21 protein-coding genes, 2 tRNA genes and 1 pseudogene are annotated in these 21,109 nt (G+C 69.4%); 10 read left to right on the top strand and 14 right to left on the bottom strand.

What is annotated here, in order from left to right; translation table 11 throughout:
- Positions 1 to 9: 9 nt before the first annotated feature.
- Entirely contained in the window at positions 10 to 795 is a 786-nt protein-coding gene (locus BKA14_RS38720; RefSeq protein ID WP_184955685.1) for an SDR family NAD(P)-dependent oxidoreductase, read from the top strand.
- Here BKA14_RS38720 and BKA14_RS38715 read toward each other — a convergent pair.
- Positions 779 to 1,609, bottom strand: a complete 831-nt coding sequence (locus BKA14_RS38715; protein WP_184955684.1) for an alpha/beta fold hydrolase — start codon at positions 1,607 to 1,609, stop codon at positions 779 to 781. The genes BKA14_RS38720 and BKA14_RS38715 overlap by 17 nt on opposite strands.
- 27 nt (positions 1,610 to 1,636) lie before the next feature.
- Between BKA14_RS38715 and BKA14_RS38710 the strand changes: the two genes are divergently transcribed.
- Positions 1,637 to 2,320, top strand: coding sequence for a TetR/AcrR family transcriptional regulator (locus tag BKA14_RS38710; protein ID WP_184955683.1), 684 nt, complete (start codon positions 1,637 to 1,639; stop codon positions 2,318 to 2,320).
- Here BKA14_RS38710 and BKA14_RS38705 read toward each other — a convergent pair.
- The 6 genes and pseudogenes from BKA14_RS38705 to BKA14_RS38680 form a co-directional block, all read right to left on the bottom strand.
- On the bottom strand, positions 2,309 to 2,992 hold the full coding sequence (locus tag BKA14_RS38705) for an ArsR/SmtB family transcription factor (RefSeq protein WP_184955682.1): 684 nt from the start codon (positions 2,990 to 2,992) through the stop codon (positions 2,309 to 2,311). The two genes, BKA14_RS38710 and BKA14_RS38705, sit on opposite strands and share 12 nt — an antisense overlap.
- On the bottom strand, positions 2,989 to 3,300 hold the full coding sequence (locus BKA14_RS38700; RefSeq protein ID WP_239092692.1) for a hypothetical protein: 312 nt from the start codon (positions 3,298 to 3,300) through the stop codon (positions 2,989 to 2,991). The genes BKA14_RS38705 and BKA14_RS38700 overlap by 4 nt, the downstream gene beginning before the upstream one ends.
- 96 nt (positions 3,301 to 3,396) lie before the next feature.
- Positions 3,397 to 3,852, bottom strand: a complete 456-nt coding sequence (locus BKA14_RS38695; protein ID WP_184955681.1) for an SRPBCC family protein — start codon at positions 3,850 to 3,852, stop codon at positions 3,397 to 3,399.
- The gene (locus tag BKA14_RS38690) at positions 3,842 to 4,207 is read right to left on the bottom strand and encodes an ArsR/SmtB family transcription factor (protein WP_184955680.1); all 366 of its coding nucleotides are present in this window, start codon (positions 4,205 to 4,207) and stop codon (positions 3,842 to 3,844) included. Before BKA14_RS38690 ends, BKA14_RS38695 begins: the two co-directional genes overlap by 11 nt.
- 178 nt (positions 4,208 to 4,385) lie before the next feature.
- A pseudogene (locus BKA14_RS38685) lies at positions 4,386 to 4,649 on the bottom strand (transposase); the annotation flags it as partial.
- A 102-nt stretch (positions 4,650 to 4,751) separates the two neighbouring features.
- A tRNA-Met gene (locus tag BKA14_RS38680) sits at positions 4,752 to 4,823 on the bottom strand.
- Between the two features lie 46 nt (positions 4,824 to 4,869).
- Between BKA14_RS38680 and BKA14_RS38675 the strand changes: the two genes are divergently transcribed.
- Positions 4,870 to 5,259, top strand: a complete 390-nt coding sequence (locus tag BKA14_RS38675) for a VOC family protein (RefSeq protein ID WP_221477419.1) — start codon at positions 4,870 to 4,872, stop codon at positions 5,257 to 5,259.
- Between the two features lie 108 nt (positions 5,260 to 5,367).
- Here the strand turns inward: BKA14_RS38675 and BKA14_RS38670 are convergent.
- The 4 genes from BKA14_RS38670 to BKA14_RS38655 form a co-directional block, all read right to left on the bottom strand.
- Positions 5,368 to 5,440 (bottom strand) — tRNA-Trp (locus tag BKA14_RS38670).
- 196 nt (positions 5,441 to 5,636) lie between these two features.
- Entirely contained in the window at positions 5,637 to 6,332 is a 696-nt protein-coding gene (locus tag BKA14_RS38665) for a DUF6745 domain-containing protein (RefSeq protein ID WP_184955679.1), read from the bottom strand.
- Between the two features lie 139 nt (positions 6,333 to 6,471).
- Positions 6,472 to 7,470, bottom strand: a complete 999-nt coding sequence (locus BKA14_RS38660; protein WP_239092693.1) for a TAXI family TRAP transporter solute-binding subunit — start codon at positions 7,468 to 7,470, stop codon at positions 6,472 to 6,474.
- 5 nt (positions 7,471 to 7,475) lie between these two features.
- Positions 7,476 to 9,491, bottom strand: coding sequence for a TRAP transporter permease (locus BKA14_RS38655; protein ID WP_184955677.1), 2,016 nt, complete (start codon positions 9,489 to 9,491; stop codon positions 7,476 to 7,478).
- Positions 9,492 to 9,687: 196 nt separating this feature from the next.
- Between BKA14_RS38655 and BKA14_RS45630 the strand changes: the two genes are divergently transcribed.
- From BKA14_RS45630 to BKA14_RS38635, 5 genes are all read left to right on the top strand, one after another.
- On the top strand, positions 9,688 to 9,912 hold the full coding sequence (locus BKA14_RS45630; RefSeq protein WP_369076895.1) for a helix-turn-helix domain-containing protein: 225 nt from the start codon (positions 9,688 to 9,690) through the stop codon (positions 9,910 to 9,912).
- A gap of 68 nt (positions 9,913 to 9,980) precedes the next feature.
- Entirely contained in the window at positions 9,981 to 10,580 is a 600-nt protein-coding gene (locus BKA14_RS38650) for a hypothetical protein (RefSeq protein WP_184955676.1), read from the top strand.
- A 152-nt stretch (positions 10,581 to 10,732) separates the two neighbouring features.
- The gene (locus BKA14_RS38645; protein WP_184955675.1) at positions 10,733 to 11,404 is read left to right on the top strand and encodes a dioxygenase family protein; all 672 of its coding nucleotides are present in this window, start codon (positions 10,733 to 10,735) and stop codon (positions 11,402 to 11,404) included.
- Positions 11,405 to 11,427: 23 nt separating this feature from the next.
- Entirely contained in the window at positions 11,428 to 13,104 is a 1,677-nt protein-coding gene (locus BKA14_RS38640) for an AMP-binding protein (protein WP_184955674.1), read from the top strand.
- A 36-nt stretch (positions 13,105 to 13,140) separates the two neighbouring features.
- Positions 13,141 to 14,736, top strand: coding sequence for a glycosyltransferase family 39 protein (locus tag BKA14_RS38635; protein WP_184955673.1), 1,596 nt, complete (start codon positions 13,141 to 13,143; stop codon positions 14,734 to 14,736).
- Between the two features lie 13 nt (positions 14,737 to 14,749).
- Here the strand turns inward: BKA14_RS38635 and BKA14_RS38630 are convergent, their stop codons facing one another.
- The gene (locus tag BKA14_RS38630; RefSeq protein ID WP_184955672.1) at positions 14,750 to 16,339 is read right to left on the bottom strand and encodes an AMP-binding protein; all 1,590 of its coding nucleotides are present in this window, start codon (positions 16,337 to 16,339) and stop codon (positions 14,750 to 14,752) included.
- Between the two features lie 52 nt (positions 16,340 to 16,391).
- On the opposite strand from BKA14_RS38630, the gene BKA14_RS38625 reads away from it, so the two are divergent.
- The gene (locus BKA14_RS38625; protein ID WP_184957206.1) at positions 16,392 to 17,402 is read left to right on the top strand and encodes a zinc-dependent alcohol dehydrogenase; all 1,011 of its coding nucleotides are present in this window, start codon (positions 16,392 to 16,394) and stop codon (positions 17,400 to 17,402) included.
- A 2-nt stretch (positions 17,403 to 17,404) separates the two neighbouring features.
- A complete protein-coding gene (locus BKA14_RS38620; protein WP_275412382.1) occupies positions 17,405 to 19,033 on the top strand; it encodes an FAD-dependent oxidoreductase in 1,629 nt (542 codons plus the stop codon).
- Here BKA14_RS38620 and BKA14_RS38615 read toward each other — a convergent pair whose 3' ends face one another.
- Complete coding sequence (locus tag BKA14_RS38615; protein ID WP_184955671.1) at positions 19,034 to 19,636, bottom strand: TetR/AcrR family transcriptional regulator; 603 nt, start codon at positions 19,634 to 19,636, stop codon at positions 19,034 to 19,036.
- Positions 19,603 to 21,063 carry an MFS transporter gene (locus tag BKA14_RS38610; RefSeq protein WP_239092694.1) on the bottom strand — a complete coding sequence of 487 codons (1,461 nt, stop codon included), beginning with the start codon at positions 21,061 to 21,063 and terminating at the stop codon, positions 19,603 to 19,605. The genes BKA14_RS38615 and BKA14_RS38610 overlap by 34 nt, the downstream gene beginning before the upstream one ends.
- Positions 21,064 to 21,109 lie beyond the last annotated feature (46 nt).

The following is a 21,109-nucleotide window of genomic DNA, read 5'->3' as shown; positions in this document are numbered from 1 at the left end:
GAGAACCGGATGGATCTGCATCTCACAGGCAAGGTGGCCGTCATCACCGGAGGGAGTGCCGGCATCGGCGCCGCGATCGCCCGCGGGCTGGCCGCCGAGGGTGCGCATGTGGCGCTGGTCGGCCGGGACACCGCCCGCCTCGACGAGGTGGCCACGTCGATCTCCGGCGTACGGGTCCTGACCGTCCCCGCCGACCTGACCGAGCCCGACTCCGCGGACCGAGTGGCCGCAGCCGTGGCGGCCGAGTTCGGCGGGGCCGACATCCTGATCAACAACGCCGGCACCGGGAGCGAGGAGACGATCCTCGAAGCCCCCGACTCGCGGTGGCAGTTCTACTGGGAGCTGCACGTGATGGCCGCGGTCCGGCTCGCCCGCACGATCGCGCCACAGATGAAGGCCCGCGGCGGGGGCGTGATCCTGCACAACGCGTCGATCTGCGCCACCCAGCCGCTGGGCTACGAGCCGATCTACAACACCACCAAGGCCGCGCTCGTCATGTTCTCCAAGTGTCTGGCCAACGAGCTGATCGGCGACAACATCAGGGTCAACGCGGTCAAGCCCGGCCTCGTGCTGACCGGGGACTGGATCAAGACCGCGAAGTCGCTCACTGCTGATTCCGATCAGACCTGGGAGCAGTACCTGCAGAAGATCGCCGATGACAACGCGCCGATCGGGCGGTTCGCCACGCCCGAGGAGGTCGCCGACTTCTTCGTGTTCCTGTGCTCCTCCCGGGCGGCTTACTCGGTGGGGTCGACCTACTACGTCGACGGGGGCTGGCTCAGGACGACGACCTGAGGAAGGGGATCAGGATCGGGAGGACGACCGCCGCCTGCATGGCGGCCATGTGCTCAGCGTCAGGGACAAAACGGACCTCCCAGCCTCTTTCTTTGAGGTCGGCTTCGTGTCGCTTCAGCGGCTCGGCCAGGGCGACATATGCGTTGTCCCAGGCCGGGCCGTATTGGATGTTGTCATTGGCGCCGGCGAACGCCAGCCGCGGGATGTCGAGGCTCACCTTGGCGTCGTCGAAGTTCTGGAGCGACTCGTAGAGCGTCACGAACTGCCGGGTCTGGTCGGGCGTCTGGGTGAAGGCCACCGCATCCCAGTCGCCCGGCACGGCGTCGCCCGAGGGCGGAGGCGGCGGGTCGAGCGCCATCCGATGCGCCGTGCCGGTGACCGCGAGCATGGCCCGGTAGGGACCGTCGAGCGGCGGATAGCCACCCATGGCGAGCGCGGTGAGCCGGTCGGTGCGGAGAGCCAGTTGCAGCCCGGCCAGCGCCGTCCAGGAATAGCCGTAGTAGGCGAACCGGCCGGCCCCGCCCGCGCCGGCGATGGCCAGCAGGTCGGCCGCGACGGTGTCGGCGGTCAGCGTGAGCGGGGCCGGGTGCTCGTTGCGGTGGCCCTCGTAGTCGGCCGTGATCACCGTGAAGCCGGCCTCGGCCAGCCCGGTCGCGAGGGTGTGCCCGAGGTGGGGGTCGGCGCCCCAGGCGCGCATGGTCTCGGCCTGCTCGCCCTCGATCAGCCGGGTGCTGACCGGGGTGAGAACGGCCGGGCCACTGCCTTGGACCTTGACATCGATGGTGGATCCGTCGTGAAGTCGCGCGGTAGGCATGCAAAACACTATACACTGTCAGGAGTTATGGACGATCACCTCAGGCGGCTCTGGCGGCACCGCGGGACGACGCTGCCCACGCCCCGGCGCGGCCCCCGCCAGCAGCTCGACCTCGACGACATCCTCGACGCGGCCATCGCGCTGGCCGACGCGTCAGGGCTCGACGCCGTCACCACCCGGGCCGTAGCGGCGCGCTTCGACAAGACGGCGATGGCCCTTTACCCGTACGTGGGAGACAAGGAGAACCTGCTCGCGCTCATGCAGGACCACGCGAGCGCGATGCCCGTGGCGCTTCCGCAGACGCTGCGGGACTGGGCGACGGCGCTGTTCGAGCTCTACCTGGCGCACCCCTGGCTGACCGAGCGGTCCTGGGCGCAGAGCAGCCAAGGCCCCAACGAGCAGGACTGGATGGAAGCGCTGCTCGCCGTCCTCGACCGCTCCGGGTGCACACCCGAACTGCGGGCGCCGGCCGTCACCATGATCTACGCGACCACCCGCGCCACCGCCCGGACGGCGGCCGCCTACCAGCGCCTGACCCCCGCCGACGAGGCCGCCTGGGTCACCCGCGCCACCGCGATCCCCGACTTCGCGGCCCGCTATCCACTCTCGACCAGCCTGACCCCGCACACGGCCAACTGGCGCGACGCGCCGTACGCGGGCCTGATGGCAGCCGTCGACCTGGTGACGGCAGGTCTGCGATCAGAGACCTGACGTGTTGAGCAGACTCCGCAGCGCGCCCACGCCCTCGGGGGTGAGCCGGACCGCGCGCCCCGAACCGATCCGGGTCACCCAGCGCCGCTCGAAGAAGACCTGACACAACCGCGCCCCGGCCACGCCGGCCAGGTGGTGCCGCCGCTCCGTCCAGTCCAAACAGGCGCGCGCCAGCGGCCGGCGTCCCGCCTCGAGCGACACCCCGAGCGTGGCGGCGAACCATTCCTTCCCGTACGGCGTGAGCGCGCACCCGCCGTCCTGATCCAGCAGCTCCGAGGCCGTCATGGCGTCAGTGACGGCCACCCCGAGCCGCCCCGCGAGATGGTCGTAACAGGTGCGCCCCCGCCGCAGGGCCGCCGACGCCGTGACCGCCCGCAGCCCGATCGGCGCCGGCCCCGGCCCCAGCCGTGCGGCCAGATCCTCGATCAGCTGGGCGGCCCCCGGATCGGCCAGCCGCACATAGCGGTGCCGCCCCTGCTTACGCTCCGCCAGCAGCCCACCCCGGACCAGCCGATGCAAATGCTCCGTGGCCGTGGACGGCGCCACACCGGCCAGACCGGCCAACTCCCCCGCCGTCCAGGCCCGCCCGTCGAGCAGCGCCAAACACATGGCCGCCCGCGTCTCATCGGCGAGCAGCCCAGCCAGGGCCGCGAGATCAGAAGCCGAACTCATACCCCATTCTGGGCCGCCGACAGTTCGACCGGCACCGAAGCCTTGCGGCCGAGCGCAAGCACCGCCACGACGCTGACTACGGCCAGGACCACATGACACACGGCCGGCGTCAGCGTGCTCACTCCGTCGAAGTCGGCCGGCAGCGTCATGACCACGATCGGGGCCGGCGCCGGCACGGGCGCGACGATCACCGCCGTGCGGGTGCCCCAGCCGCCGAGACGCGACAGCAAGGCCACCAGCCCGAGACCGATCAGCAAGGGCAGCGCACCGAAACCGGCCACCGTGAGCGCGTCGACCCGGTTGACCACACCGTCCGACGTGAACGCGAAACTGCCGCCGCGGACCGCCCCACGGCGTAGACGACCAGGTTGACGACGACGGCCACGACCACGGCGCCCGCAGCCCTAAGCATCGGCGCGGGCCCGCTTCAGGTAGGCCTCGATACGGGCGAACGCGCCCTGCCAGACCTCGCCGGCGAAGAAGTCGCGGACCTCGGGCACGGGGAATCCGCTCTGCACGACGGTCATCAGCGTGCCGTCGCCCTGCGGCTCGAACGTGACCTCGATGCGGGTGGACATCTCCTGCCCGTCCGGCCCCGACCCGACCGACTCGGTGACCAGCCGGTGCGGCCGGTCGATCTCGAGGAAAGTCTGGGTCTCGCGGAACAGAGTGTCCTTGTCGGGCCCCCACACGGCGGTCTGCCGGCCCCCCACACGCAAGTCGACCTCGATCTCGACGATGCCCGGCTCCTCGTCGAGGATGCTGAACCAGACCTTCTGCTTCTCGGCGTCGGTGTACGCGTCGAAGACCTCCTCCGGAGTCGCCGGAAGTTGCCGGGTGACCCGCATGTCAAGCGTCATCGCTGAGCTCACTTTCGTCAGTTGGCTGCGCGCCTCGGCGCAGAGTGAAGTAGGCGTCCAGGCCGTCGAGGCGGCGGGCCCACAGTCGCTGGTAGAAGCTGATCCACGCCATGGCCGAATCGAGCGGCGCCGGCGCCAGGCGGCACTGCCGGCTGCGGCCCACCTTCTCGGTGACCACCAGCCCGGCGTCCTCCAGCACTTGGACGTGCTTCTTCATGCCGGTCAGCGTGATGCCGGCCGGCTCGGCGAGCTCACCGATCGTCGCCGGCCCCTCGCCCAGCCGGATCAGCACACCCCGGCGGGTGGCGTCGGCCAACGAGGCGAACACCCGATCCAATCCCTCTTGTTGAACCACATGGTTCACCTTATAAAACTGAACTGAAAGGTTCAACGTCAGATTTCCACCCTTGCCGCCACGTCACCCTGATCCACGTGCTCACGGCCTGGTCGGTCTCGCCTGCGCCCCTGACCTGCCGGTCACGTCCCCTGGCGTGATGTAAGAGTCGGCCATCGCTGATCCGTGTGGGTGGACGCTATGCGGCGATCTCGGCGGGCTGGTCGGGTTCGGTGTCCTGGCTGGTGGCGACTGGGAGGAGGCGGGCTTTGCGGAGCAGGTCCAGGCCCATGTAGCAGCGCCCTTCGGCCCATTCGTCGGTCTGTTCGGCCAGCACGGCACCGACCAGGCGGGTGATCGCGGCCCGGTTCGGGAAGATCCCGACGACGTCGGTGCGGCGACGGATCTCTTTGTTCAGCCCTTCTTGGGAGTTGTTGGACCAGATCTGGCGCCGGAGCTCGCGCGATCAGGGCTCACCGATTGAAGATGCTCGCGCAACACCTCGGCGACGTTCAGACTCGGTTCTGCGGCCACAGCACAAGTGCGCTGCCGTCAATGGACTCGGTGTCGTCGGGTGGTCTCGAACCACCGGCCTCCGCCTTATGAGGGCGGCGCTCTGCCGCTGAGCTACGACGACAAGCTTCCGGCAGCGGATCGTCCGCAACCGGTCCTACGGTGTGGGCATGTTGCAATCACGCACCCCGGGCATGTGGTGGGGCATGGCGGTCGAGGCGCCCGACCCGGCGGCACTGGCCCGGTTCTATTCGGCGTTGCTCGGCTGGCCGGTCGTGCACGAGGAGCCGGGGACCACCGTGCTGGCCACCCGGCCCGACGGCTCCTCCTTCGTCGTTTTTCAGCAGGCCGAGGGTTATGTGCCGCCGGTCTGGCCGCCGGTCGGGGAACGGCAGCGGCCGATGATGCACTTCGACTTCCAGGTGGGCGACCTCGATGCCGCGGTGGCCGAGGCCGAGGCCCTGGGCGCCACGGTTGCCGAGCATCAGCCGCAGCCGAACGTACGGGTGTTGCTGGACCCGGCCGGGCACCCGTTCTGCCTGGTGCGCGACGAGGGCTGAGGGGCGGCGGCGGTGCGTTGGCGGGGTAGCGCAAATGTTCCCCGCCGGCGAGCCCGATGAGCCGGCCCGCACGGCCGCCGCCCACTGTTCAATTGTTGATCGGGGAAGCACGGGCGGCAGGATTCGAACCCGCATCTGTCGGCTTTGGAGGCCGGCGCTCTCCCCGTTGAGCTACGCCCATAGGAAATGTCCGAAAAGGGTGCGGGGTCAGCCCGCGCGCCACATTTCCGCGGCACTCACACACAGGCGGACGGCAACGGCGTCATGCCATTTCATCTCGATCCCCTTTCGTGGTGTTCTCGCGGACTCACCAAACCATAGGACCCACCGATACGCCCCGCAATTGCTTTTCGAGGCGCATCGGTGGGGTCGCGGATCTACCGTACGGACCAGCCGTCGCCGTATTCGACGACGAGGGGGTCGGTGTGCAGGGTCACCGGGCGTTCGACCAGCACGCAGCGGTGGTCGCCGGGCCACCACCAGCCGCCCGAGCGGGTGAGCGTGGCCCACTCCTCGAACTCGCGGCTTTCCCGTACGGGAACGAGGTTGGTTCTCCGCAGGACGTCGGCGAATGCCACCCAGTAGGCGTCCTGGTGGCCGTACCAGCCGACCGGGACCGGGCCCAGCGCCGCCCGGACGGGCAGATAGATCCGCGACAACCGGCGCCAAAGCTCTTCCCGTACGCCCTGCACGAGCACTTCGTGGAACGGCAGCCCAGCCTCGAGGGCCTGGTCGGGGCGCATGCGGGGCCAGCGCTCACCCTTCTTGCGCTTGGGCGGGGGCCGGTCGGCGGGCGGTTCGGTGAAGTCGGCTTCGAGAGCGGACCGCAGCCGCGACAGGCCGGCCGCTATGTCGCCGGCCACCGGCCGTACGCCGAACTCGGTCAGCAGGTCCTCGTGGGACGGGAGCCCGTCGAGGAGGGGAAGCGCGGCCCGGGGTGAGGTGACCCAGACAAATTCGGGACGCCGCCGGCGATGCCGCGCGTAGATCGAGGCGATCGCCTCTTCGGTGATGGTGTGGTCGACCGGCTTGGTCGTCATGGCGACCTCGAGCCAATTGTCGCGGATTTCCACCGCCTGGGACCACAAGTCGTTACGGAGCGCGGCCTGTCGCCGCGCGGTCGCGATCAAAGCGCGAGGGCGCACGCGCCCTTCCGAGAGAAGGTCATCATGCGCCCATGATGACCTTCTCCCAGCCTTTTCCGCAACCCCGTTACTTGGGTGCGCCCAAATCGTCGAGGGCCTTCTCGGAGCCGCGGTGCAGCGGCACGGGGTCGGTGTTGCGGGCCTGTTCGAGCGTGATTTCCTTGGCGGCCGCGTTGGCCTGTTCGAGCTGCGGCTTGCGGTCGAACAGCGTCTTGGTCAGCGTGCAGGCCACGTTGGCGTCGAGGTCGTCCTTCACCAGCAGCACGTTGGGCACGACGATCGTCTTGGTGTCGGCGGCCAGCTTGTAGGTGGCGGCGGGGATGGTCCCCTCCTCGTACACCTCGTTGATCTTTTGCATCGCGGGCAGCAGCGGCGTGATGTCGAGGAACTCGACCTGGGCGCCGGAGGTGGTGAGCAGGTCGGTGACCCCGGGGGTGGGCAGGCCGCCCGACCAGAACAGCGCGTCGATCGAGCCTTCCTTCATGCCGTCGACGGTCTTGGTCAGGTCGAGTTTCTGGGCGCTGATGTCCCGGGCGGGGTCGAGTCCGGCCGCGGTCAGCAGGCGGTTGGCGATGACCTCGGTGCCGGACTTCGGCGAACCGGTCGAGACCCGTTTGCCCTTCATACCGGCCACGTCCTTGATGCCGGCCGCCTTACGCACGATCACCTGCGTGTAGTTGGTGTGGATGCGGGCCAGCGCGGCGATCGGTTGCTTGCTGTCGAAGCTGCCGGTGCCGTTGACCGCGTCGGCGGCGGTGTCGGCCAGCGAGAACGCGACGCCGTAGGTGCCCGCCACGAGTTGCTGGATGTTCTGCACGGAGGCGCCCGTCTCGGCCGCGGTGGCCTTGACCTTGCCGCCGGCCGCGCCGATCTGCTCGGCGTAGGCGTTGCCCAGCGCGAAGTAGACCCCGGTCGCGTTGCCGGTGGCGATGCCGATCCGGGTCTCGTTGGCGACGTCGCACGTCACCTCCCCACCGGCGTCGGTCGAGGCGGCGTCCTGCCGCCCGCCGCAGGCCGTGAGCGCGCCGGCGAGGGCGAGCGCGAGCCCGGCGGCGGCTGCTGTCATGCGTCTCATGTCAACCCCGTTCCTGTCTCGTTGCGGCGTTTCTCCCATGCCGCCCAACCGGCGGCCGCGGCCAGCAGCACGATGCCGAGGCCGATCGTGAGGGGCTCCAGATAGAGCAAGAGCAGCCCGGCCAGCGCGGCCAGCACCCGGGCGCCCGTGCCGGCCCGGCCCACACCCAGCACCCAGCCGCCGGTGGCGACGGCCAGACCGGCCACGCCCAGCATCGCGGCCAGCGAGGCCAAGACGATGTCGAGGAACGGGCCGCGAGCCAGCAGATAGGACCCGGACGGCGTGAGGACGAACGCGATCGGGGCCAGGAACGCCGGCAGGGCGTACTTGAGCGCCTGCCACATCGTCGGGATCGTGCGCCCGCCGGTGATCGCGCTCGCGCCCACCGCGGCCAGCGCCGTCGGCGGGGTGACCTCGCTGAGCACGGAGTAGTAGAAGACGAACATGGCCGCGGCCGGTGCGGGCACCCCGAGGGCGAGCAGCGCGGGCCCGATGATGACCCACCCGATGATGAAGCTGGCCGTCACGGGAACCGCGAGGCCCAGGACGGACAGCGCGATCGCGGCCAGGATCACGGTCAGGGCCAGCACCGCCGTCGGGTTGTCGGTGATCGCTTGCGCACCCCGTACGAGCAGGGACGCCAGCTGCGCCCCGAGCCCGGTCTTCGTCGTGGTGGCGGTGATGATGCCCGCGGCGGCGCAGACCGCGACCACCGGCAGCACCCCGCGCACCCCGGCGCTCAACGCGGTGAACAGCCGCTGCGGAGTCAGCCAGGAACGACGGTCCAGGAAGGACAGCGCGAAAGCCAGCAGCGTGGCGTAGACGACCGCGCGCGTCGCGCTCTGCCCCAGCGCCAGCAGCACCACGATCAGCACCAGCGACGAGAAGTGGTAGCCGAAACGGCCCAGCAGGCGCAACGTGCTGACCTGCGGCGTCTCCAGCGAACGGACCCGGAACCGGCGTACGTCGATCTCCACCGCGAGCAGGATGCCCAGGTAGTAGAGGACCGTCGGGATCATCGCCCAGCCCAGGACGGTCAGGTACGACACGTCGAGGTACTCGGCGACGATGAACGCGGCCGCACCCAAAGTGGGCGGGGACAGGATCGCGCCGACCCCGGCCGCGGCCAGCATGCCGCCCGCCTGCTCGGCCGGGTAACCCGCGCGGCGCAGCATGGGCCAGGTGACCGCACCCACGCTGACCGCGGTGGCCGTGCCCGAACCAGAAACCGTGCCGAGCAGGAAACCGGCCGCCACCGCCGTACGCCCGGCCGCGCTGCGCGACCTGCGGAAGGCAGCCACCGACAAGTCGACGAAGAAGCGGCTGGCCCCCGACAGGTCGAGCACGGCGCCGTAAATGGTGAACAACACGATGTACGTGGCGGCGACGTCGAGCGGGGTGCCGTAGAACCCGCTGCCCGAGTTGTAGAGCGCATCGACGATCTGTGAGAAGTCGAGCCCCGCGTGGGCGATCGGCCAGTTCTGCGGGAGCAGGCCGCCGTAATACCCGTACGCGAGGAACGCGAGACAGACGACGGGCAGCGCCCACCCGGTGGTGCGCCGGCATGCCTCGACGACCAGCACCAGCAGGACGGCCCCGAACGCGATGTCGGCCGGCTCGAGCAGACCCTGCCGGTCGAGGAAACCGTCGTAGCCGCCGCCGAACGGGCTGATCGGATAGAGACAGACGACCAGCGTGGCCGCGGCCAGGACCCAGTCGGCGATCGTGGGGTTGTCGCTCTTCTTCTTCCCTACGCGCGATCGGTAGGCCAGGAAGACCAGCGGCAAGGTGCCGGCCAGAAAGATGATCAGGTAGTACTGGCTGCCGCGGGCCAGCGGACGGAACACCTGCCACAGCACCAGCACGGCCACCGCGAAGGCGACGATCGCCACGGCCAGGCCGATGCGGCCCTTGAGGTCGCGGGCCGGCAGCTCTTCGTCGTCGTAGTGCAGGGCGTCCACCGTGGACGCATCGGACCGCTCCCGAACTTCGGAAGATCGATCTTCACCCATGAAACGGACAGTACCGCCTGTGAACGCGCTTGGTAACCGCACGACTCATAACGGATTAACGGCTAGCCAAGTTACGAATCGTCCGGTAACGGCATGACCCCGGGGACCCTCAGGCACCAAGACCGCCGCTCGCCAAGATAAGGGGGACCGTGCGACCGCATGCAATGCTGGATGCGGAAACCTCTCGCCGAGGGGGATGTCGATGCACGGATCAGTGCCATCACGATCACTGGTCAGAGGCCGGGTCGCTCGGGCAATCACCTCATTGCGCCTGAGCCGAGGGCTGAGCAGGGAACAGCTCGCCGCACAGCTTGGCTGGCAGCCGATCAAGATCCTCCATATCGAACGAACCGACATCACCGCACCGATGTCGGATCTGCGAAGGATTGTCGACACCTTGCCACCGTCCATCGAAATTTGAACCTGGCTGCGAATGCAGTCCCCGAGGAGTCCGTTCGGCAGGCGGTGGAGGAATTCCTGGACTCGTGCTTGGACCGGGCCTACGACCTGTCAGGCGGAGACCAGGAGGCCTTCGGCGAACCGGACGATCGGTACTGGCCGGACGAAACCGCGTGGCGGGAGGGATGGGTTTCGTTCGACGATGCGGAAGGCCGCCCGCTCGCCGGACAAGAACGATCCACTTCTCATGGCAGCGGGCACGCCAGCATGGGTCCAGGGGAATTTCTCTGGTCCTATGACGGCATCCTGATCGGCATCTCGTTCGTAGCTGGGGCGGCGGCGAGCGGCGTGCCCGGCAACGCCGCCTACGATGGCCTGAAATGGCTCATCAGGCGGGTTCGTTCCCGGGCCCGGCGCAGGAACGAAGATTTCACCGTCTTGGTCAAAGACGAGGCAATCACCCTGGCCCGGGTCCATCTTCGTGCCTACTGCAGTTATTGGAATCTGCCGGTGGACGCAGAGCTCGCGACTGTAGTCGTCGATGATTTTCCCGACGACGCCGGCACCTGGGACATTCGGTTCTTCCAAGGCCGGCGCCAGGCGGGTGAAGGCCGGTATGAATTCGCGGTACGCATCTTTCCGGCCAGCTCTCAAGAAAGCCGGGCCAAGGTATCAGCCCAGGTGCGCTGATTACCTCTGTCTGCCCGAGCACGACCACAGCCTGCCGGAGCCATGACCTCGAGAACGGATTCGGCGCTGCAACCGGGCTGCAACCCGGGGGGACCGGGAACCGCAACGAGCGGGCTGCGTAATGAAGGCCGATCGTCGACGGAGGGGACCGGATGACCACGCAGATGCAGGTGGATGAGCGGCAGCAACACGGCGTCGGGCTCGCCGTGGACTTCCCGGTGCTGCGCCGCCGCCGCATGATGGGGCTGGTCAACGGGGTCACCGTCGCGACCCTGGCGGGTGCGGACAAGGATGTTCTCAGCCGTTCGGGCATCGTTCGCGGCGACCTCCGGCGCAGTTTCGGCAAGGCGTCGGGGGTCGCTCGCGGCGTTCCGCTGCGGGTGCGGCTGCGGCTGGTCAGCGCGAACTCGGGCCGGCCGCTCGCGCGGCACGCCCTTTACCTGTGGCACGCCGACCGTGACGGCGCCTACTCGCTGCACTCGCCGGGGCTGGCGGACCAGAATTATCTGCGCGGCGTCCAGATGACCGACAAGCAGGGCTGGGTCGGCTTCACGACGGTCTTCCCGGGGGCCGGTGAGGGCCGCTGGCCGCATCTGAGTTTCGAGGTGCGCCCCGAGCTGAAGGCGGACCCGGTGCGCGCCGGCCAGATCGGGCTGCCCGCGGACGCCTGCGTGCTGGTGTACGGCACCGCGGCGTACTGGGAGAACGCGACCCATCTGGCGCTGGCGCGGCCGGTGGAGGACGACGGCGGCCCGCTCGCCATGGCGACCGTCACGGGTGATCTCGGACGTGGCCTGGTGGCGACGCGGACGATTAGCATCTGACCCGGGGGATCCGGGAGGACCAGATGACCACGACCTCGTTCCAGGCCGCACGTGATTTCCTGCTGGCCCACGCCGGCGACTACGGCGCCGCGGTCGAGCGGTTCCGATGGCCCGACCTGGGCGACGGCGAGTTCAACTGGGCCCTCGACTGGTTCGATGTGATCGCCGAGGGCAACGACGCGCCCGCGCTCTGGATCGTCGAGGAGGACGGTTCGGAGCAGCGGTTCACGTTCGCCGAGATGGCGCACCGGTCGGGGCAGGTGGCCACGTGGCTGCAGGCCCAGGGGGTGCGCCGGGGTGACCGTATTGTCGTCATGCTGGGCAATCAGGTCGAGTTGTGGGACACGATCCTCGCCGCGATCAAGCTGGGCGCGGTTCTCATCCCGGCGACGCCGCTGCTGGGGCCGGCCGACTCGGCGGGCCGGGTGGCGCGCGGGGGCGCCCAGCACGTCATCGCCGCGTCGGCCGCGGCGAGCAAGTTCGCCGAGGTGAACACCGAAGTCACCCGCATCGCGGTGGGCGAGCCCGTCGAGGGTTGGCGCCCCCTGAAAGACGCGTACGACGGTAATGTCGGTTTCGTTGCCGAGGGGAAGAGCAAGGCGAGCGACACCTTGCTGCTCTATTTCACCTCGGGCACGACGGCGCAGCCCAAGCTGGTCGAGCACACCCACGCCTCCTATCCGGTCGGCCACCTCTCGACCATGTACTGGATCGGGCTGCGTCCGGGCGACGTGCACCTCAACATCTCGTCGCCGGGCTGGGCCAAGCACGCCTGGAGCAACGTCTTCGCCCCGTGGAACGCGCAGGCCTGCGTGTTCATCTACAACTACACGCGGTTCGACGCGGGCCGGCTGCTGGCCGAGATGCAGCGCTGCGCCGTGACGAGCTTCTGCGCGCCCCCGACGGTGTGGCGCATGCTCATCCAGTCCGACCTGTCGGCGCTGGCCACTCCCCCGCGCATCGTCGTGGGGGCCGGCGAGCCGCTCAACCCCGAAGTGATCGATCGGGTCGCCAAGGCGTGGGGCGTGACGATCCGCGACGGTTTCGGGCAGACCGAGACGACAGTGCAGATCGCCAACACGCCGGGCCAACCGGTCAAGCCGGGTTCGATGGGCCGCCCGGTGCCGGGTTACCGGATCGCGCTGATCGACCCGACCACCGGCGCGGAGGCCGACGAGGGCGAGATCTGTGTGGCGCTCGACCCGCGCCCGGCCGGGCTGATGGTGGGCTATCACGGCGATCCCGGGCTCACGGCCGAGCGGATGGCCGACGGCTACTACCACACCGGCGACGTCGCTTCCCGTGACGCTGACGGCTACATCACGTACGTGGGACGCACCGACGACGTGTTCAAGGCTTCCGACTACCGCATTTCCCCGTTCGAGCTGGAGAGCGTGCTGATCGAGCACGAGGCGGTGGTCGAGGCGGCAGTGGTGCCTTCCCCCGATCCCGTACGCCTGAACGTGCCCAAGGCTTACGTCGTGCCGGCCGAGGGCTGGCCGCCCGACGCCGCCACGGCCGACGCCATCTTCGCGTACGCCCGGGAGCACATGCCGCCGTACGCGCGGATCCGCCGCCTCGAGTTCGCCGACCTGCCGAAGACGATCTCGGGCAAGATCCGCCGGGTCGAGCTGCGCCTGGCCGAGGCGACCAAGAACATGGACCCGGCCACCATCCCGGAAGGCGAATTCCGCGGGTGATGTGATCTTGGCCGGTCACCGGGCTACTGTGGCGCGATGCTGCTGCGGCGATGGCTCTATCCGCTCGCCGTGGTGCTGTTGCTGGGGCAGATGGCGTTGGCCATGGTCACCACCGCCGTGCAGCAGTCGCCGACGATCGACGAGCCCGTCTATGTCGCCACGGCGCAGTTCTACCTCGACCAGCATCAGGTGCTCTACAACCCGGAGCATCCGCCGCTGGCCAAGCTGTTCATGGCGGCCGGGCTGGCGTTCACCGGCGCCGCGCTCGACCCGGCGTACCGGGGAAATCAGACGAACCTGGGCCGCCACCTGCTCTACGAGAGCGGCCACAACCCGTTCGAGCTGATGCTGGCCGCGCGGCTGCCGATCATCGTGCTGACGCTGCTGTTCGGCCTGGCCGTGCTGTTCTTCGCGCGCGATCTGGCCGGGCGCTGGGCCGGTCTCATCGCCCTTTCCCTGTACGCGTTCTCGCCCGACATCATCGCGCACGGCTCGCTGGCCACGCTGGACGTGCCGGCCGCGGGCTTCGTGCTGGTCACGTTCTGGATGTTGTGGCGGGCCCGGGAGCATCCGCGCCGGTACCTGCCGCTCGCCGGGCTGGCCTTGGGCGCTGCGCTGGCCACCCGGATGAGCACCCTCCCCGCCGTACCGATGGCTCTGCTGTTGGTTTTGCTGGCACCGGCCGTGGTCAATCCCGGGCCCATCAGGGCGTGGCGCGAACTCGGCAAGCGCGTGCTCGCGGCGATCGGGGTGGGGCTGATCGCGGTGGCGGTGGTCTGGCTGGTCTACCTGATCGTCGACCCGCGGCTGCGCTGGACCACCCCGGCCTGGCTCGACCCGAGCGGTCTCAAGGCCCAAGTCGTCGACCTGCTGCCCCTGCCCCCGTCGTACCGGGACGGGATTTTGATCCAGTTCCGGCTCGAACAGAAGGTCACCAACGGGTTCCTGCTCGGCGAGGCGTACAAGGGTTCGCTCTGGTACTACCTGCCGGTCGCTCTGCTGATCAAGACGCCGATCGGCATGCTGCTGCTCTGGCTGGCCGGCACGGTCACCCTGCTGATCAAGAAGTGGGTCGCCGCGCTGTATCTGCTCGTGCCGGCCGGGGTGCTGATGCTGGTCGCGATGACCGGGTCGCGTAACTACGGCACCCGCTACGTCATCTTCATGCCGATGATGCTGGCCGTAGTAGCCGGCACCGTCGTGCTGATCCGGTGGCGGTGGGCGTGGGTCCCGGCGACCGCTCTGGCCGGGTTCGTCGCGGTGAGTGCGCTGCTGACGTTCCCGTACTACCTGCCGTACTCGAACGAGGCTTTCGGCGGCACGGCCCGCACCCATGAGAACCTGCACGACTCGAACGTCGACTGGGGTCAGGACCTGCCCCGCCTGTCCCGGCACCTGAAGGAGAAATATCCGGGTCAGCCGGTATGGCTGGTCTACAAGGGCGCGGGCGTGCCGGCCTACTACGACATCGAGGGCCGCAACCCGCTCACCGTGCCGATCGACGAGGTCCGGGGGCTGCTGGTCGTCTCCGACTCGCGGGTGGCGCTGGCCCGCAACCGCCTGAAGCAGCTGATCGATTCGAGCACCGAGATCGACCAGGTCGGCTATTCCTTCACGATCTATCGACGCTGAGAACCCTGTTGCCTCAGAGGTCCAGGATCCCCACTGCCTGTGCGCGCATCTCGACCTTGCGGACCTTGCCGGTGACGGTCATCGGGAAGCTGTCGACCACGTGGACGTAGCGCGGCACCTTGTAGTGGCTGAGTTTGCCCGCGCTGTACTCCCGGACGTCGTCGGCGGTCAGCGGGGTCGCGCCGGGGCGCATGACGATCCAGGCCATCAGCTCCTCGCCGTACTTGACGTCGGGCACGCCGATCACCTGCACGTCGGCGATGTCGGGGTGGGTGTGGAGGAACTCCTCGACCTCACGCGGGTAGACGTTCTCGCCGCCGCGGATCACCAGGTCCTTGATCCGGCCGACGATGCTGACGTAGCCTTCGTCGTCCATCGTGGCCAGGTCGCCCGTGTGCATCCAGCGGGCGGCGTCGATCGCCTCGGCCGTGGCCTCGGGCTGGTCCCAGTAGCCCAGCATCACCGAGTAGCCACGCGTGCACAGTTCGCCCGGTTCACCCGCGGGCACGACGCGGCCGGTGCCGGGGTCGACGACCTTGGACTCGAGGTGCGGCATCACCCGGCCCACGGTCTCGGTGCGCCGGGCCAGGGTGTCGTCGGGCCGGGTCATGGTCGAGACCGGGGACGTCTCGGTCATGCCGTAGCAGATGGCGACCTCGCTCATGTTCATCTCGGCGACGACCCGCTTCATCACTTCGACCGGGCACGGCGAGCCGGCCATGATCCCCGTACGCAGGGAGGACAGGTCGTAGCCGGCGAAGTCGGGCAGGCCCAGTTCGGCGATGAACATGGTCGGCACCCCGTACAGGGAAGTGATCTGCTCCTGGCCGACGGCGGCGAGGGTGGCCGCGGGGTCGAAGCCGGGCGCGGGCAGCACGATGCAGGCGCCGTGCGAGGTGGCCGCCAGGTTGCCCATGACCATGCCGAAGCAGTGGTAGAGCGGCACGGGCAGGCAGACCCGGTCGCGCTCGGTGTAATTGATCAGCTCGCCGACGAAGTAGCCGTTGTTGAGGATGTTGTGGTGCGAGAGGGTGGCGCCCTTGGGGAAACCGGTCGTGCCCGACGTGTACTGGATGTTGATCGGGTCGTCGAACGACAGCGAGGCCGCACGATCCGCGATGCGCGTTTTGTCGCCTGAGAGCGATAAATCGGAAAAGCTGGATTCGCCGATGTAGACGGCGGCACCGAAGCCGATCTCCTCGATCATGCCGCGGTAGTCGCTCGTCTTGAACGACACGGCACTGATCAGCAACGTCAGGCCCGACTGCTCGACCACGAACCGCAGCTCATGGGTCCGGTAGGCCGGATTGACGTTGACCAGGATCGCGCCGATCTTGGCCGTCGCGTACTGCGTGATCACCCACTCGGCGCAGTTCGGGGCCCAGATCCCGACCCGGTCGCCTTTTTCGATGCCGCGCGCCAGCAGCCCCCGGGCCAGCCGGTTCACGTCCTCGTCGAATTCCGCGTACGTCCAGCGCCGCCCCGACGCCACCTCGACCAGCGCCTCCCGATCCCCGAAACGCGCAACAGTGCGTTCCAGGTTGGCGCCGATGGTCTCACCGAGCAGGGGCAGGTCCGAGACACCCGAGGCATAGGACGACATGTGGGCAGCATCACCCATGACCCCGTACGGGGGCTAGGGTCTGCTCGTGGGAATGCGTCGGGTGATCGTCTCGGGTGACGGAGTGTCGGTGGTCTCGGCCGAGGTGCCCGAGCCCGGGCCGGGTGACGTGCTGGTGCGCACGGCCGTCGCCGGGGTCTGCGGGTCGGACACTCATGCGCTGGCCGGGCTGCATCCGTTCATCGAGTTGCCGTACGCGCCGGGGCACGAGGTGTGCGGCACGATCGAGGCCGTCGGGCCGGCGGTGACCGGAGTGACAGTGGGCCAGCGGGTCACGCTAGAGCCTTTCCTGCCGTGCTGGGAATGCAAGCAGTGCCTGGCCGGGCGGCAGAACATCTGTGAGCGGCTGCGGTTCTTCGGGTGCGCGCACGACCAGGGTGGCATGGCCGACTACTTCACGATCGATCAGCGGCGGCTGCACGTGATCCCCGACGGGTTGTCGTGGGAGCAGGCCGCGTTCATCGAGCCGCTAGGCACTCCGGTGCACGCCGTGGGGCTGGCCGGGGGCGTACGGGGGAAGGCAGTGGCGATCCTCGGGGCGGGCACCATCGGGATCCTGACCTTGCAGGTGGCTCGGGCGTACGGGGCGCGGCGGGTGGTGATGACCGCGCGGTCGGCGGCGTCGCGGGCGCGGGCGCTGGAGTTCGGGGCCGATGCCGCGATCGACGCCACCGGGGACGCGGTCGCCGGTGTGCGGGAGGCGCTGGGCGAGAGCGCCGACGTGGTGTTCGACTGTGTGGCCGAGCAGTCGACGACCGACCAGGCGCTGGGCCTGGTGATGAAGGGCGGGACCGTGGTCGTGGTGGGGGTGCCGCCGGCCGACGTCCGGATTCCGCTGCCGCTGATTCAGGACGCGCAGTTGCGTATTCAGGGCAGCGCGACGTATCTGCCGGCCGATTTCGCCGAGTCGATGCGGCTGCTGAGTTCGGGAGGGGTGGACGTGTCGCGGATGGTGACGGCTGCGCATCCGCTGGAGGAGGCCGCGGCCGCTTTCGCCGACGCTGCTTCCGGGCGGCATCTGAAGGTTCTGCTGACGGCCGTCTGATGGTGGACTACGACGTCGTGATCGTGGGCAGCGGCTTCGGCGGCAGCGTGAGCGCCCTGCGGCTGGCCGAGAAGGGCTACCGGGTCGGCGTGCTCGAGGCGGGCCGGCGCTTCACCCGCGAGACGCTGCCGAAGACCTCGTGGGACCTGCGCAACTTCCTCTGGGCGCCGAAGCTGGGCCTGCGCGGCATCCAGCGGATCACCCTGCTCAAGGACATCGTGGTGCTGTCGGCCGCGGGTGTCGGCGGCGGCTCGCTGGTCTACGCGAACACGCTCTACCGGCCGCCGCAGACGTTCTTCGACGACCCGCGCTGGGCCGGCATCACCGACTGGGCGGCCGAGCTGGCGCCGCACTACGACCAGGCGTCGCGCATGCTGGGGGTGACCGAGCAGCCCTCGATGACCCCGTCCGACGTGGTGATCCGTCAGGTCGCCGAGGACATGGGGGTGGGCGAGACCTTTCGCCGTACGCCGGTGGGAGTCTTCTTCGGCGAACCCGGCAGACAGGTCGCTGATCCGTTCTTCGGCGGGGCCGGCCCGTCCCGTACGGGGTGCACCGAATGCGGCAACTGCATGATCGGCTGCCGCGTGGGGGCGAAGAACGCGCTCGACGTCAACTACCTCTACCTGGCCGAGCGGGCCGGGGCCGTCGTGCATCCGTCCACACAGGTCACCTCGCTGCGCCGCACCGGCGACGGCTGGATCGTGAACGACGGCGCCTTCACCGCCCGCGACGTGATCCTGGCCGCCGGCGCTCTCGGCACCCAGCGCCTGCTGCACGCCATGCGCGACAGCGGTGTCCTGCCCGACCTGTCGCCACGGCTGGGGTCCTTGACCCGTACGAACTCCGAAGCGCTGCTCGGTGCGCAGACGGCCGGCGTCCCGGCCGAGCCGTTCTCGCGCGGCGTGGCGATCACCTCGTCGTTCCACCCCGACGAGACCACCCACATCGAGCCCGTACGGTACGGGCCCGGCAGCAACGCGATGGGCCTGCTCACCACCGTGCTGGTCGACGGCGGCGGCCGGCTGCCCCGGCCCGTGCGCTTCCTCGCCCAGGCCCTGCGCCACCCGTACGTGCTGCTCCGCTCGTTGTCGGTGCGCCGCTGGAGCGAACGCACGATCATCGCGCTCGTCATGCAGACGGCCGACAACTCGCTGACCGTGCGCCGCACCCGCCGCGGCCGCCTGACCACCGGCCCCGGGCACGGCGCACCCAACCCGACGTGGATCCCGATCGGCCACGACGCCGTACGCCGGATCGCGGAACGGATCGGCGGCTTCCCCGGCGGCGGTGTGGGCGACGTCTTCAACATCCCGATGACCGCGCACATCCTGGGCGGCGCGACGATCGGCGACGCGCCCACGACCGGCGTGATCGATGCCTACCACCGCGTGTTCGGGTACGAGGGCCTGCACGTCATCGACGGCTCGGCCGTGCCCGCCAACCTCGGCGTCAACCCTTCGCTGACCATCACGGCGCTTGCCGAACGGGCCCTCTCGCTGTGGCCCAACAAGGGCGCAGCCGACCCGCGCCCGCCGCTGGGCTCCCCGTACGTGCGGCTGCCCGCGATCGCCCCGGTCAGCCCGGCCGTCCCCGCGCACGCCCCGGGGGCCCTGCGGCTCGCGCCGTAGTCACTTCTTGGCGCGGGCGTCCAGCATCTTGCTGATCTGCGCGGCGTCCGGGCCCGGCTGAGTGCTGGGGAACGGGGAGGCGCGCAGGCCCGCGAGATGGATGTCGAGGAAGCGCTCCCAGGCGTCGGGGGCGACGGAACCGCTCACGGCGACGACACCGCGCACCCCCCAGATCAGAATTTGCAGGTCGGCCTTGGTGGTGCTGTCGTTGATCGTGCGATGCGTCTTGGCCTGCGCCAGGAGGTCGTCGAACAGGTCGTCGAGCTGCTCGCCCACGCCCGGCCCGCGGGCGCTGACGAACCGGTCGGAATAGCCGAGGTGGTCGATCAGCGATCGGCTGAGCCGGCGCAGGAACTCCTCCAGACCCGTGCCGTCGCCCCGCGCCAGGGCCTCCTGCGCGATGGCGACAAGGTCTTCGTACATCGTGCTCACGAGCTGATCGAGCAGGAGGTCCTTGTTCGGGAAGTGGCGATACACGGTGCCGACCCCGACGCCCGCCCGGCCGGCCACCACGTCCAGGCCCACCTCGGTTCCCTGTTCGGAGAACACCTCGTGGGCGCTCCGCAGGATCAGCTCCTGATTTCGGGCCGCGTCTCGGCGCACGAGGGCTCCTCTCCCGGCGCGGCGGGTTTCTCGGTCTCCGGTGCCGGTGGCACGGCCGGCTCGGGTATCAGGAGCGCGGCCACGGCGGCCAACACCAGGACGACCGCCATCGCGGCGAAGCCGAGTGTATAGCCGGACTCCTCGGGCGGGCCGTCAGGCATCACGTGGGACGTCACGACACTTGCCATCAGCGCCGCACCGACCGAGCCGCCGATCGTCCGGATGTTGGCGTTCATGCCACTGGCCACGCCGGTCTGCGACGGCGGGACGGCCGCGACGACGAGAGCGGACATCGCCGCGAAGACGAGCCCGAGCCCGACGCCGATGAGGGCCGACGACAGGTAGATCTGCCAGGTGTGCTCGTGGGCGGCGGCGAGCAGGGCCAGGGACGCGCCACCGATGAGGCAGCCCAGGACGACGACGCGCTTGGCGCCGGCGATCGAGGCCAGCCGACCGGCGACCACCCCGGCCGCGAACATGGTGATCGACGAGGGCAGGAGCAGCAGACCGGCCTGGGCGATGCTCGCGCCGAAGCCGTAGCCCGCGGCCGGAGAGGTCTGGACGAACTGCGGCAGGAAGGCGAAGACCGCGTACATCGCGGCCCCGGTGAGCAGAGCCACCAGATTGGCGGTCCACACGGCGGTCAGGCGCAACATCCGCAGGTCGATCAGCGGAGTCGCGGCGCGCTGCTCCGCCCGGATCCATAGCCCGCCCAGCACAAGGGCCCCGATCAGCAGGCCCAGGACCGCCGGTGAGCCCCAGCCCCACGCGGGCGCCTGGTTCATCGCCAGCAGCAGGCACACCAGCCAGGCCGAGAGCAGCCCCGCGGGCAGCCAGCTCACCGTTCCGCCACTGCGTACGGGTGAGGGCGGCACCGTGAAATGCGCCGCGACGGCGGCCCCCAGCGTCGCGATCATGGGCAGCCAGAACAGCCAGCGGTAGCCCAGGGCGTCGACGACGGGACCGGCCAGGACGATGCCGAGACCGCCGCCGACCGCGCTCAGCGAGGCGATCAGCCCGACCGCCCCGGCCACCCGGCCCCTCGGGAACTCGTCACGGATGATGCCGAAGGACAGCGGAAGGGCGCCACCGCCGACTCCTTGGACGACCCGGGCAATGATCATCACCGTGATGTTCGTGGCCAGCGCGGCCAGCAGGGACCCCAGGGCCAGCGCCAGAAGAGTGAAGACCAGGACTCCCCGCTTGCCCAGCATGTCGCCGACCCGGCCCATGATCGGGGTGAAGATCGAGGCTGACAGCAGGTACGCGGTGAGGACCCAGGTGACGGTGCCCTGCGTGGTGTGCAGTTCCGTCACCATCGTGGCCAGGACGGGCGTCAGCAGGGACTGCATCAGGGTGTAGACGACGACCGATGCCGCCAGGACGGCGAAGGTCGCGTTCAGGGGGATACGACGCGTTCGATTCACGTCGACGACCATACACCGAAACGGAATCTGACTTCCGGTTCCGTTT

The sequence above is a fragment of the Paractinoplanes abujensis genome (assembly GCF_014204895.1).
GTDB lineage: Bacteria > Actinomycetota > Actinomycetes > Mycobacteriales > Micromonosporaceae > Actinoplanes > Actinoplanes abujensis.
The sequence above is the reverse complement of the archived record's forward strand: the minus strand, read 5'-3'. Positions and strand labels throughout refer to the sequence as shown.